Source organism: Saccharomonospora saliphila YIM 90502 (assembly GCF_000383795.1).
In the GTDB taxonomy this organism is placed as follows: domain Bacteria; phylum Actinomycetota; class Actinomycetes; order Mycobacteriales; family Pseudonocardiaceae; genus Saccharomonospora; species Saccharomonospora saliphila.
In genome coordinates this window covers 28,219-41,253 of sequence record NZ_KB912681.1, presented here as the reverse complement: position 1 = coordinate 41,253, position 13,035 = coordinate 28,219, and the positions used below count along the sequence as shown (strand labels likewise).

Here is a 13,035-nt window from a genome sequence, read left to right as displayed (position 1 = left end):
GCCGCCGTGCCGACGGCGTAGGCGTCCAGCCGGGCGAGTATCCCCGGTTCGGCGGCCGTGACCACGTGCACGTGCGCCGGGCGCGGAAGCGGCGCGTCCGGGTCGCCGCCCTGGGCACGGATCATGCGGCACCACGTCTCGTACGCCCGGCCCGAACTCAGCGCGGCTTCGGGATCGGCCTCGGGCAGTCCGGCGACGTCGAGCATCTCGCGCGCCAGCGCGAGCGTCAGCTCGACCACGTCGGGCGGCCCGCCACCGGTGAGCACGTCGACGGCCTCGGCGACCTCGACGGCGTTGCCCACGGCGCAGCCAAGGGGGGTGTCCATCGCGGTGAGCAGCGCGGTGGTGGTGACACCGTGGGCCGTGCCGATGTCCACGAGCGCGCGGGCCAGCTCCCGCGCCCGGTCGGGGGTCTTCATGAACGCCCCGGACCCGGACTTGACGTCGAGCACCAGGCCCCGCGCCCCTTCGGCGATCTTCTTGCTCATGATCGAGCTGGCGATGAGCGGGATCGATTCGACGGTCGCGGTGACGTCGCGCAGCGCGTACAGCTTGCGGTCGGCCGGGGCCAGCGTGGGGGTCGCGGCGCACACCACCGCGCCGACCTCGGCGAGTTGGCGGTCGATGTCGGCGATGGACAGCTCGGCCCGCCAACCCGGGATCGACTCCAGCTTGTCGAGGGTGCCGCCGGTGTGCCCGAGGCCGCGGCCGGACATCTGCGGCACGGCGGCGCCGCACGCCGCGACGAGCGGCGCCAACGGCAGCGTGATCTTGTCACCGACCCCGCCGGTGGAGTGCTTGTCCACGGTGGGCCGGTCACCGCCCAGCCGCAACCGCTCGCCCGAGTCGAGCATCGCACCCGTCCAGCGGGCGGTCTCGGCGGCGTCCATCCCCCGCAGGAAGATCGCCATGGCGAGTGCGGCCATCTGCTCCTCGGCGACCACGCCCCGCGTGTAGGCCGAGACCACCCAGTCGATCTCGGCGTCGGACAGCCGCCGTCCGTCCCGCTTGGCGCGCAGCACGTCGACGGTGGCGAACGGCTCGGCACTCACGACGGCAGGTCCTCTCCTCCGAACGCGTCGGGCAGCACCTCGCTCATCGGCCGGGGGCCGCGCGGGGTGTCCACCAGGCAATCCGGCCCGCCCAGTTCGACGAGGACCTGCCTGCACCGGCCGCACGGCATGAGCAGCTCCCCCGCACCGGAACGGCACGCCACGGCGGCGAACCGGCCGCCTCCGGTGAGGCGGAGCTGCCCGGACAACGTGACCTCGGCGCACGCGCTCAGCCCGTAGGAGGCGTTCTCCACGTTGCAGCCGGTGATCACGCGCCCGTCGTCGGTCAGCGCGGCCGCGCCCACCGCGAGGCCCGAGTACGGGGCGTAGGCGTACTCGGCCGCGGCGGTGGCCTCCGCGCGCAGCCGGTCCCAGTCCACCTCCTCCGGAGGCGTCCCGGCCCGGTCGGCTCCGGGTGGCGCGGTCATCAGTCGCCCTCCCCTCTGCGGTAGCGCATGGCCAGCGCCTTGGGCGGCCGGAGCCGTTGGGCGGCCACGGCCAGCACGACAATCGTCACGAAGTGCGGGGTGTAGGGGATCAGCTCGCGCGGCAGCTCGTCGTTGGTCCAGTAGACGACGTAGAGCACGAGCGCGCCGGCCGCCGCCAGGCCCGCCGCCAGCCACCGCCGCCGCCAGAGCTGCACCACGACCAGCACGGCGAGCAGCAACACCACGCCGTAGCACAGCGCGAGCACGGCCTCCCCGCCGCCGGAGAGCTGCAATCCGTCCGCGTAGCCGAACAGCGCCGCACCGCCCAGCAACCCGCCGGGCCGCCAGTTGCCGAAGATCATGGCGGCGAGCCCGATGTAGCCGCGCCCGTTGGTCTGGTTCTCCAGGTAGTCCGCGCCACCCGGCAACAACACCAGCGCCGCGCCGCCCATCCCGGCGAACCCGCCCGAGATCAGCAGGGCCACGTACTTGTGCAGGTAGACGTTGACGCCGAGCGATTCGGCGGCCACCGGGTTCTCCCCGCAGGACCGCAGCCGCAGGCCGAAGCGGGTACGCCAGAGCACCAGATAGCTCACCGGTACCAGCAGCAGCGCGAACATCGCCAGCGGCGACACCTGGGTGAGAAGTCCGCGCAGCAGGCCCGCCGCGTCGGAGACACCCACCCGCTTGGCCGCCTCCAGCTCGCCGAGCCAGTCGCCGAGGAAGGTCGCGGAGTAGGTGTCGAACTTGGGCACGGGCGGCGACTGACGCGGATTGCCCGACAACGGCTCGAACACCAGGTCGGCGAGGTACTTGGCCACGCCGAGCCCAAGCAGGTTGATCGCCACGCCGGAGACGATGTGGTTCACCCCGAAGGTCACCGTGGCGACCGCGTGCAGCAGCCCGCCGAGCCCGCCGAACACGATCGCGGCGAGCAGGCCCGCCCACACGCCGCCGTGGTAGGCACCCCAGGCCGCGCCCCAGGTACCGAGGATCATCATGCCTTCGAGGCCGATGTTGATGATGCCGGATCGCTCGGCCCACAGCCCGCCCAGCGCCGCGCACAGGATCGGCAACGCGAGCCGCAGCGCGTTCTGCGCGGTGTTGCTCGAGGTCAGCGTGTCGATACCGGTCAGGTAGGACGTCGTCGACAGCACCGTAATCGCGACGAGGCCCCAGAGCGCGCCCCGGGCCCAGCCCGGCAGGGGGCGCCGCTGCCGCGGGGGCTGTGCCTGCACCTCACCCGGCGAGCCGGTCTCCACCGTGGTGCTCACACCGCACCTCCCTCACTGACGCTCGCGGGCCCGCCGTTCCGGGACTGCCGTCCGACCCGGCGCTGTTCGGCGGTGAGCTCGGCACGCTTGACCACCTCGTAGGCCACCACGACCGAGAGCACGATCGTGCCCTGGATGATCGTGGCGATCTCGCGGGGGACGCCGATGCCTTCGAGCGACACGGCCGACTTGTCCAGGAACGCCCAGAGCAGCGCGCCGAGGGCGATCCCGGCGGGGTGGTTGCGGCCGAGCAGCGCGACCGCGATGCCGGTGAAGCCGTAGCCCTGGGTCGCCGTGATGGCGTAGACGTGGTCGCGGCCGAGCAGCTCCGGCATCGCGATGAGCCCGGCCACCGCGCCGGAGAGCAGCATCGCCACCAGCGTCATCCGCTTGGCGTCCACCCCGCCCGCTGCGGCCGCGCTCGGCGACTCGCCGCTGGCCTGGAGTTCGAAGCCGAACCGGGTGCGGTTGAGCAGGAACCAGTAGCCACCCCCGAGCGCCGCGGCGAGGAACACCGCGCCGAACACGGTCCCGGAGTCGCCGAAGCCGATACCGGGAATCCAGCCGCTCGGGGCGATCTCGGCGGTGCTGACGTTGTTGCCGCGCAGAACGCCGAACTGGTCGGGGCTGATCAGGTAGGCCACGATGCCGAACACGATCGAGTTCAGCATGATCGTGGTGATGACCTCGTGCACGCCCCGGGTGACCTTGAGGATCGCGGGCAGCAGCGCGTAGAACGCGCCGGCGAGCATGGCGATCGCGAGGATGGCGAGCACGTGCAGCACCGGAGGAAGGGTCAGCGCGGCTCCGGCGATGGCGGCGACCACGGCCGCGAACCGGTACTGACCCTCGACCCCGATGTTGAACAGGTTCATCTGGAAGCCGACGGCCACGGCCAGGCCCGCGAGGTAGTACACGGTGGCCAGGTTCACCGTGTCGACCGCCGTGGTGCCCTCGCCGAGCTGGGCACCCATCGTGGCGAACGCGTGGAGCGGGTCGGCGCCGGAGATCAGCAGCGCGACCGACGACAGGGCCATGGCGAACACGATCGCCAGGGCGGGTGGGAGCAGCGCTGTGCGCCAGGAATTCATGCGTGGACCCCGCTTCCGCCGTCGGCGGGACCACTCCCACGGCCGTCCCGGACGGCACCCGGGTCGCCGCCGCCGGTGTGCGTCCCGGCGGTGTCGTCCCCAGCGCCGGTCATGGCGGAGCCGAGTTCGGTGGGGGTGACCGTGGCGGGATCGGCCTCGCCGACCAGCCTGCCACGCAGCATCACCCGGATGGTGTCCGACAGCCCGATCAGTTCGTCCAGGTCGGCCGAGACCAGCAGCACCGCCAGCCCCGCGCGCCGCGCGGCCCGGATGCGGTCCCAGATCAGCGCCTGGGCGCCGACGTCCACTCCCCGGGTGGGATGCGCGGCCACCAGCAACGCCGGGTCGCCGGAGAGCTCCCTGCCCACGACGAGCTTCTGCTGGTTGCCCCCGGACAGGGCCCCGGCAGCGACCTCAACCCCGGGGGTGCGCACGTCGTACTCGGCCACGATGCGGCGGGTGTCCGCCCGCGCGGCGGCGGGGTCGAGCACGCGGCCGTTCGACACCGGCCGCCGTGTCTGGTGGCCGAGGATGCGGTTGACCCACAGGGACCGGTTCCGCAGCAGACCGTGCCGGGTGCGGTCCTCGGCGATGTAGCCGATCCCGGCCTCGCGCCGCGCCAGCGTGCCGAGCCGGGTGAGGTCGCGGACGTCACCGTCGGCTCCGACGAGTTCAACGGTGCCGGACGCCGCCGCGCGCATGCCCATGATCGTCTCGACCAGCTCGGTCTGGCCGTTGCCCTCGACCCCGGCGATGCCGAGCACCTCGCCGGACCGGACCGTGAACGAGACGTCGTCGAGCACGGCCCGGTCCGAGTCGTCGGCGGTGAGGCCGAGTCCGGTGACCCGCAGCACGGGCCGGTCGGTGACCGTGGATTCCTCGGTCTCCGGGCTGGGCAACGCCGAGCCGACCATCATCTCGGCGAGTTCGCGGGAGCTGACGGTTCCGGGGTCGACGGTGCCGACCGTGGTGCCCCGCCGGATCACCGTGGCGCGGTCGGCGATCCGGCGTACCTCGTCGAGCTTGTGCGAGATGAACAGGAAGGTGTAGCCGCGGGCGGTCATGCCGCGCACGGTGTCGAACAGCGCCTCGACCTCCTGTGGCACGAGCACGGCCGTCGGCTCGTCGAGGATGACGATGCGCGCGCCCCGGTAGAGCACCTTCACGATCTCGACCCGCTGCCGGTCGGCGACCCCGAGCGCCTCGACGAGGGTGTCGAGGTTCGCGCGCGGTCCGGTGCTCTCGGCCAGCTCGGCCATGCGGGCCCGCGCGGCCCTGCCGAGGCCGTGCCTCGCCTCCGCCCCCAGCAGCACGTTCTCGCGCACGGTGAGGTTGTCGGCGAGCATGAAGTGCTGGTGCACCATGCCGATGCCCGCGCCGATCGCGTCCTGGGGGTTGCGCAACCGCACGGTCTCGCCGTCGATGGAGATGGTGCCCTCGTCCGGCTGCTGCATGCCGTAGAGGATCTTCATCAGGGTGGATTTGCCCGCGCCGTTCTCACCACAGACGGCGTGCACCTCGCCCGCGCGCACGTTCAGGTGCACGTCGGAGTTGGCGACCACGCCGGGGAACCGCTTCGTGATCCCGGTGAGTTCGACCGCTGGTGGGGATTCGGTCATCGTCCCTCGAACGCTCGTGTCGGCCGCCGGGCGATCCGCTCGGCGGCTGTCGCACCCGGCACCGGAGGTCAGTACGTGTGCCGCCGGACGCCACTCAGCCCTGTGGTGTGGCCGAGACCTCGATCTCGCCGTCCACGATCTGCTGCTTGTAGCCGTCCAGCTCCTCGGTGATGTCGTCGACCATGCCGCCGGAGGTGGAGTAACCGACGCCGTCGACCGACAGGTCGAAGCGCTCGGGCAGGGATTCGAGGTCGTCCTGGGCCAGGGCGGCGATGTAGTCGAACACCGCGACGTCGACCCGCTTGAGCATGGAGGTCATGATGACGTCCTTGACGTCGGAGACGGTGTCCTGCTTGTACTGGTCCGAGTCGACGCCGATGGCCAGCGCGTCGTTGGCGGCCGCCGCCTCGAACATGCCCTTCCCCGAGGCGCCCGCGGCGTGGTAGAGGACGTCGGCGCCCTTGTCGATCTGCGAGCTCGCGACGACGTTGGCCTTGCCCGGGTCGTTGAACCCGGAGATGTCGCCCGCGGGGGTGAGGTAGTCGCGCTCCACGGTGATGTTGTCCGAGACCGCCTTGGCGCCCTGCACGAAGCCCGCCTCGAACTTCTGGATCAGCGGCGTGTTCACCCCGCCGACGAAGCCGACGTGGCAGTTCTCGCTCTTGTAGGCCGCCGCGACACCCACGAGGAAGGAGCCCTCCTCCTCGGCGAAGACCAGCGGAGTCACGTTCGGCGCGTCCACCGAGTCGTCGTCGACGATGGCGAACTCGGTGTCCGGGTACTTGGGAGCCACCTCGGACAGCGCGGGCGCGTAGGCGTAGCCGATCGCGACGATCGGGTTGAAGCCCTGGTCGGCGAGCTGCTGAAGGCGCTGCGCCTTGGCGGTCTCGTCCTCGGTGGCCACCGCGGTGCTCTCCGAGACCTCGGCGACACCGAGCTCGGCCTCGGCCCGGTCCGCGCCCGCGGCCGCCGCGTCGTTGAACGACGCGTCACCCCGGCCGCCGACGTCATAGGCCAGCCCGACACGCAGATCGCTGGCGTCGACGTCGGCAGGCACCTGGCTCTGCCTGCTGCTGGAGGCCGCACGCGGCGGGGCCTCCGCGGTCACGCATTCGCCGCCGCCCTCTCCGGCCTGCCCGGACCCGGTGTCTCCGGTGTCCTTGGCACAGCCGGCCACGGTCAGCGCGCCGGTCATGGCGATCGCCACCAGCGCTGGACCACGCATACGACGCACGGTGTCTCCCTTCCCGCCCCCACGAGCGGACCACGCTTCGAGGAAACGTCCGGCGCACCCGCCGGACGATTGGCGAACCGTACCGCTCTGTGGGACGCGGTGGCACACGGCATCCACCTCGCGTAACCCAAATGTTCACTAGTGAGTGAGCATCGCGTACAGCCGAGCACGCTCAGTGATACACCCCGTGGGTCAAGGTCCGCGCGGGGCGTGCCCGCGAGACGCGTGCCACGTCGGCCGTCAAATTCGTGTCTGGTCCATCACAGACGTCAACCCGAGGTTGAACCGGGCGAACGAGGCGGGTCTAGCATCCGTTCGTATCCACGCTCGACGGCTTGCGTCAGCGGCGAAGCCGCAGGTACGCCGGGCACAGTCCATCAGTGACGTTGGAGGCCGTACACCGATGTCCACCACACTCCGCGCGACGACTGTCGAGCATCGACCGCGCCCCCGCGCGGGAGGAGCGCACACAGGAGGAGTGCGGTCAGGCACACTCCGCGCGACGACTGTCGAGCATCGACCGCGCCCCCGCGCGGGAGGAGCGCACACAGGAGGAGTGCGGTCAGGCACACTCCGCGCGACGACTGTCGAGCATCGACCGCGCCCCCGCGCGGGAGGAGCGCAGACAGGAGGAGTGCGGTCATGAGCGCGAGCACCGCCGCGGAGGCGGCTGCGAGTGATCGGACAGGCGCCTCACGTCGGAGCGGTACGTTCTACCGCGGCGACCCGGGCATGTGGTCCTGGGTGCTGCACCGCATCACCGGCGTGCTCACGTTCTTCTTCCTGTTCGTCCACGTTCTCGACACCGCTCTCGTCCGGGTCTCCCCGAACGCCTACGACGAGGTGATCGAGACCTACAAGACCCCGATCGTCAACCTCCTCGAGGTCGCGCTGGTCGGCGCGGTGCTCTACCACGCGCTCAACGGCATCCGCGTGATCCTGGTGGACTTCTGGTCCAAGGGAGCCAGGTACCAGCGCGGCATGCTGTGGTCGCTCATCGGTGTCTGGGTCCTGGTGATGGTCCCCGGCACCTACTTCATGCTCGAGCGCACCGTGAGCGAGCTGTTCTTCGGAGGCGGCAACTGATGGCTGAGGCACTCACCGTGGACAAGCCGCGTTCCCCGCGCAGGCCCGCGGCCCGGCGCAGCAACTTCGAGCTCTACAGCTGGCTGTTCATGCGCATCTCGGGTGTCCTGCTCGTGGTGCTCGTGCTCGGTCACCTGTTCATCATGAACATCCTCGACGGCGGTGTGCACCGGATCAACTTCGCCTTCGTGGCCGGACGCTGGTCGTCGCCGTTCTGGCAGCTGTGGGACCTGTCGATGCTGTGGCTGGCGCAGCTGCACGGCGGCAACGGGCTGCGCACGATCATCGACGACTACGCGCGCAGGGACAGCACGCGCTTCTGGCTGAAGATGCTGCTCTACGTGTCGATGGCGGTGATCCTCGTGCTCGGCACGCTGGTGATCTTCACCTTCGATCCGAACATCCCGGCGACCGATTGATCCCCACCACACGCGAGAGTGACGACGACATGCAGTTTCACAAGTACGACGTGGTGATCGTCGGAGCGGGCGGCGCAGGCATGCGCGCGGCGATCGAAGCGGGCCAGCGCTCCCGCACCGCGGTCCTCACCAAGCTCTACCCCACCCGCTCCCACACCGGCGCGGCGCAGGGCGGCATGTGCGCCGCGCTGGCCAACGTCGAGGAGGACAACTGGGAGTGGCACACCTTCGACACGGTCAAGGGCGGTGACTACCTCACCGACCAGGACGCCGCCGAGGTGATGGCCAAGGAGGCCATCGACGCGGTACTCGACCTGGAGAAGATGGGGCTGCCGTTCAACCGCACCCCCGAGGGCCGCATCGACCAGCGGCGCTTCGGCGGGCACACGCGTGACCACGGCAAGGCCGCGGTGCGCCGCTCGTGCTACGCGGCCGACCGCACCGGCCACATGATTCTGCAGACGCTGTACCAGAACTGCGTCAAGCACGGGATCGAGTTCTTCAACGAGTTCTACGTCCTCGACATCGCCATGACGGACACGCCCGACGGCCCGGTGGCCTCCGGGGCGATCGCCTACGAGCTGGCGACCGGGGAGATCCACGTCTTCCAGGCGAAGTCGATCGTGTTCGCCACCGGCGGGTTCGGCAAGGTCTTCAAGACGACCTCGAACGCGCACACCCTCACCGGCGACGGCATGGGCATCTACGCACGCAAGGGCCTGCCGCTCGAGGACATGGAGTTCTACCAGTTCCACCCGACCGGCCTCGCCGGGCTGGGCATCCTGCTCACCGAGGGCGCGCGCGGCGAGGGCGCGATCCTGCGCAACGAGTCGGGCGAGCGGTTCATGGAGCGCTACGCTCCGACGATCAAGGACCTCGCGCCGCGTGACATCGTCGCCCGCTCGATGGTGCTGGAAGTGCTCGAAGGCCGGGGCGCGGGCCCGGACAAGGACTACGTGTTCCTCGACTGCACGCACCTCGGCGCCGAGGTGCTGGAGTCGAAGCTGCCGGACATCACCGAGTTCGCCCGCACCTACCTCGGCGTGGACCCGGTGCACGAGCCGGTGCCGGTGTACCCGACGGCGCACTACGCCATGGGCGGCATCCCGACCAACGTGCACGGCGAAGCCCTGCGCGACAACGACACGGTGCTGCCCGGCCTCTACGCGGCGGGTGAGGTGGCCTGCGTGTCGGTGCACGGCGCCAACCGGCTCGGCACGAACTCGCTGCTGGACATCAACGTGTTCGGCCGCAGGGCCGGCATCGCCGCGGCCGAGTACGCCCAGGGCCGCGACTTCGCCGAACTCCCGGAGACCCCGGCGAAGCTGGTCGAGGGCATGGTCAACCATCTGCGCACCGCCACCGGCGGCGAGCGGGTGGCCGACATCCGCACCGAGTTGCAGCGCACGATGGACACCAACGCGGCCGTCTACCGCACCGAGGACACGCTCAAGCAGGCGCTGCACGACGTCCAGGCGCTGAAGTCCCGCTACGGACGCATCTCGGTGATGGACAAGGGCAAGCGGTACAACACCGACCTGCTGGAGGCCGTCGAGCTCGGGTTCCTGCTCGACCTCGCCGAGATCCTGGTGAACGCGGCGCTGGCCCGTAAGGAGTCGCGCGGCGGCCACGCCCGCGAGGACTACCCGGACCGCGACGACACCAACTTCATGCGGCACTCGATGTCGTACAAGGTGCTGCCGGAGTCGGAGGACCCCGACGCCCCGCTGGGGCTGACCGGGTTCCAGTCGGACATCCGGCTGGACTACAAGCCGGTGACCTTCACCAGGTACGAGCCGATGGAGCGGAAGTACTGACATGACTGCCACGGTGTACGAGGGTGTCAACGACACCTCGCAGATCCCCGCGCCGGAGGGTTCGGTCACCATCACGGTGAAGATCCTGCGGTTCAACCCCGAGATCGACGACGAGCCGCACTGGGAGTCCTACGACGTCCCCGCGCTGCCGACCGACCGCGTGCTCAACCTGCTGTTCAACATCAAGAACTACGTGGACGGCACGCTGGCGTTCCGGCGTTCCTGCGCCCACGGCATCTGCGGCTCGGACGCGATGCAGATCAACGGCATCAACCGGCTGGCGTGCAAGGTTCTTGTCAAGGATCTGCTGGCCAAGGAGGGCAAGCAGACGACGGTCACGGTGGCCCCGATCAAGGGACTGCCGACGATGAAGGACCTCTATGTCGACATGGAGCCCTTCTTCGAGGCCTACCGCGCGGTGAAGCCGTACCTGATCGCCTACGGCAACGAGCCCACGCGCGAGCGGGTGCAGTCGCAGGCCGACCGGGACCGCTTCGACGACACGACCAAGTGCATCCTGTGCGCGGCCTGCACGTCGTCGTGCCCGGTGTACTGGTCCGACGGGTCGTACTTCGGCCCGGCGGCGATCGTCAACGCCCACCGGTTCATCTTCGACTCGCGCGACGAGGGTTCGGAGGAGCGGCTGGACATCCTCAACGACGCCGAGGGTGTGTGGCGCTGCCGCACGACGTTCAACTGCACCGACGCGTGCCCGCGCGGCATCCAGGTGACCAAGGCCATCCAGGAGGTCAAGCGCGCGCTGCTGTTCAAGCGCGTCTGAGCGCTGGTGACATGGCCGAAGGCCGGCCCGGTCCACGGTGACCGGGCCGGCCTTCGGTGTCTCGGGTGTGGCGGGCCGGGGTCAGGACGCGGTGCAGGAGCCCAGGGTCGGGGTGGTCCAGTTGCCGTTGGCCATGACGGTGAAGCCGAAGGTGGTCGTGCCTCCGGCGGCGAGGCCGCCGTGAGAGCGCATCGTCATGACGTCACCGCTGGAGTCCCAGCTCGGGTCGCCGTTCCAGGTCGCCGAGATCTTCTGCGGCGGGTGCACGGTCACGGTGGTGCTCCACGAGTCGATCGCCGAGTCGCCCGCCCGGACGGTCACCTGACCGTTGAAGCGGTCACCCCACCGGTCGGTCTCCGAGTAGGTCACCGTGCAGTCGGCGGTGTCATCGCCACCGCCACCGCCACCACCGCCGCCGGACCCGCCGAGGGTCTCCAGCACGGCGTGGTAGGCGGGCTTGGCGTTGTAGTCACCGTCGAAGAGCAGCGGGGTGTCCTCGGACCGCCACGAGTACTTGTCGGTCACGCCCCACACAGTGATGCCGGTGCAGCGGGACACGGCCAGGCAGGCCTGCGTGACGCCGCCGTACTGCTCGGCCTGTGACTCACCGGAGCCCGCGATGTCCAGCTCGGTGATCTGCACGTCGACGCCGAGGTCGGCGAAGTTCTGCAACGTCTCGTGGTAGTTGTTGGGCACCGGGTTGCCGCTGTTGAAGTGGGCCTGGAAGCCGACGCAGTCGATCGGAACTCCCCGGCTCACGAAGTCGGCCACCATGTCGTAGACGGCCTGGGTCTTGGCCGAGTTCCAGGCGTCGGTGTTGTAGTCGTTATAGCAGAGCGTGGCGTTGGGATCGACCGAGCGCGCGGTACGGAACGCCTCCTCGATCCAGCCGTCGCCGAGGCGCCGCTGGAACACCGAGTCGCGACGGGCGCCGCTGCCGCCGTCCTGGAACGCCTCGTTCACCACGTCCCAGGTGTCGACGTCACCCTGGTAGTGCTGCATCACCTCGGTGATGTGGTTGTTCATCGCCGAGCGGAGGTCGTTCGTGCCCAGCGACTCCACCCAGCCGGGCAACTGGGAGTGCCAGACGAGTGTGTGGCCACGCACGGCCATGCCCTGACCGCGCGCGTGGTCGACGATGCGGTCGGCCGCGGAGAAGTCGAAGTAACCCTGGGAGGGCTGCAGCGACTCCCACTTCATGGAGTTCTCGGCCGTGACGCTGTTGAACTCGCGGTCCAGGGTGGCCACGTAGTCGGATTCACCGAGCCTGCCGGAGGCCACCGCGGTGCCGAAGTAGCGGCCCTGGGACTCGGCCGCGTCGGCGAGCGTCGACTGCGCGCTCGCCGTGCCGGCCGTGGCGACGAGTCCCGCCGCCGCCAGCGCCCCGACCGTGGCCGTCACCAGCGAGGTCCAGGCCCACGATCGGGCTCGCCGTCCACCGGACCCCCGGAATAGTGCCGTGCTCATCTTCGGTCCTTTCGTCGAGGACAAAACACGGTCCTGCCGCAACGCTGCGCGATCACATCATGGCGATGGGCAACACCGCGCAGAAGTATGGAGGTTTCCGAGAGATCACGTCAAGATGAACTTTCCGAAACTTTTCGGTCTTTGATATGACCAATACATCGAAACAAAAACCAGGTCAACTCACCGGAACCAGGAGTTCCACTGAACACAACACGCAGCACGCTAGAATCACCGCCGCGCCCATTTTCGAGAAACTTTCGGCCGCGTGCCTGCATGCGCTTTGGCAGGTCGTCAAGGCCCCCTTCACTGCGCTGAACGCAGGAAAGGAGGCCTTGACGACACGCCAAGAGGGGCGAGGGGAACCGTCAGCGCGTGTGGCGCCGGGCGCGCAGGCCCCGCCAGCCGAGGATGCCGATGATCGTGCCGAGGATGAAGGAGACCACCGCGAGGACGGCGTGGACCACGAAGAACGCGGTCGGCGAGCCGTCCGGGTTCCAGGCGTCGTCGCTTCCCGACAGGTTCACCGCGAAGGTGATCCAGATCAGCCAGGACCACACGCCGAACGCGAGCAGGAACCACGACACCCGGGCGGACATGCGCATACCTCGCAGTATCCACGGGCGGCGACCGTTAGCCTGCACGGGTGCGTAGCTGCCCCCGCCGAACGCTGATCGTCTCCCTGCTGTGTGCCCTGGTCTCGGGCGCGGTGTGGCTGCCCGGCGTCGCCGCCGCCCGCACCACCGCGGCGACGCCGCCCGGTGGCACGG

General features: G+C 69.8%; 12 protein-coding genes. 4 read left to right on the top strand and 8 right to left on the bottom strand.

The window, feature by feature from the left end:
- The 6 genes from SACSA_RS22915 to SACSA_RS0113630 all read right to left on the bottom strand — a co-directional run.
- On the bottom strand, positions 1-1,052 hold a 1,052-nt coding region (locus tag SACSA_RS22915; protein ID WP_048876792.1), incomplete at its 3' end, for a thymidine phosphorylase.
- Entirely contained in the window at positions 1,049-1,480 is a 432-nt protein-coding gene (locus tag SACSA_RS0113650) for a cytidine deaminase (RefSeq protein ID WP_019816472.1), read from the bottom strand. The genes SACSA_RS0113650 and SACSA_RS22915, both read right to left, overlap by 4 nt.
- A complete protein-coding gene (locus tag SACSA_RS0113645) occupies positions 1,480-2,754 on the bottom strand; it encodes an ABC transporter permease (RefSeq protein WP_019816471.1) in 1,275 nt (424 codons plus the stop codon). The genes SACSA_RS0113650 and SACSA_RS0113645 overlap by 1 nt, the downstream gene beginning before the upstream one ends.
- Positions 2,751-3,845, bottom strand: coding sequence for an ABC transporter permease (locus SACSA_RS0113640; RefSeq protein ID WP_019816470.1), 1,095 nt, complete (start codon positions 3,843-3,845; stop codon positions 2,751-2,753). The genes SACSA_RS0113645 and SACSA_RS0113640 overlap by 4 nt, the downstream gene beginning before the upstream one ends.
- Positions 3,842-5,464 (bottom strand): ABC transporter ATP-binding protein, encoded by a 1,623-nt coding sequence (locus SACSA_RS0113635; RefSeq protein WP_019816469.1) that lies wholly within the window; start codon positions 5,462-5,464, stop codon positions 3,842-3,844. Before SACSA_RS0113635 ends, SACSA_RS0113640 begins: the two co-directional genes overlap by 4 nt.
- A 94-nt stretch (positions 5,465-5,558) precedes the next feature.
- A complete protein-coding gene (locus SACSA_RS0113630) occupies positions 5,559-6,689 on the bottom strand; it encodes a BMP family lipoprotein (RefSeq protein WP_198009067.1) in 1,131 nt (376 codons plus the stop codon).
- A 651-nt stretch (positions 6,690-7,340) separates the two neighbouring features.
- Here SACSA_RS0113630 and sdhC point away from each other — a divergent pair.
- From sdhC to SACSA_RS0113610, 4 genes are read left to right on the top strand one after another with little or no spacing between them, the layout of a single operon-like run.
- Positions 7,341-7,784, top strand: coding sequence for a succinate dehydrogenase, cytochrome b556 subunit (sdhC, locus tag SACSA_RS0113625; RefSeq protein WP_019816467.1), 444 nt, complete (start codon positions 7,341-7,343; stop codon positions 7,782-7,784).
- Positions 7,784-8,203 (top strand): succinate dehydrogenase hydrophobic membrane anchor subunit, encoded by a 420-nt coding sequence (locus SACSA_RS0113620; RefSeq protein ID WP_019816466.1) that lies wholly within the window; start codon positions 7,784-7,786, stop codon positions 8,201-8,203. The genes sdhC and SACSA_RS0113620 overlap by 1 nt, the downstream gene beginning before the upstream one ends.
- Positions 8,204-8,232: 29 nt before the next feature.
- Entirely contained in the window at positions 8,233-10,020 is a 1,788-nt protein-coding gene (sdhA, locus tag SACSA_RS0113615; protein WP_028661855.1) for a succinate dehydrogenase flavoprotein subunit, read from the top strand.
- A 1-nt stretch (position 10,021) separates the two neighbouring features.
- Positions 10,022-10,801: a succinate dehydrogenase iron-sulfur subunit gene (locus tag SACSA_RS0113610; RefSeq protein WP_019816464.1), complete on the top strand. Its 780-nt coding sequence runs from the start codon at positions 10,022-10,024 to the stop codon at positions 10,799-10,801.
- A gap of 81 nt (positions 10,802-10,882) precedes the next feature.
- Here SACSA_RS0113610 and SACSA_RS0113605 read toward each other — a convergent pair whose 3' ends face one another.
- Positions 10,883-12,268 (bottom strand): endo-1,4-beta-xylanase, encoded by a 1,386-nt coding sequence (locus SACSA_RS0113605; RefSeq protein WP_028661854.1) that lies wholly within the window; start codon positions 12,266-12,268, stop codon positions 10,883-10,885.
- 365 nt (positions 12,269-12,633) lie between these two features.
- Positions 12,634-12,870: an SCO4848 family membrane protein gene (locus SACSA_RS26180; RefSeq protein ID WP_019816462.1), complete on the bottom strand. Its 237-nt coding sequence runs from the start codon at positions 12,868-12,870 to the stop codon at positions 12,634-12,636.
- Between the last annotated feature and the right edge of the window lie 165 nt (positions 12,871-13,035).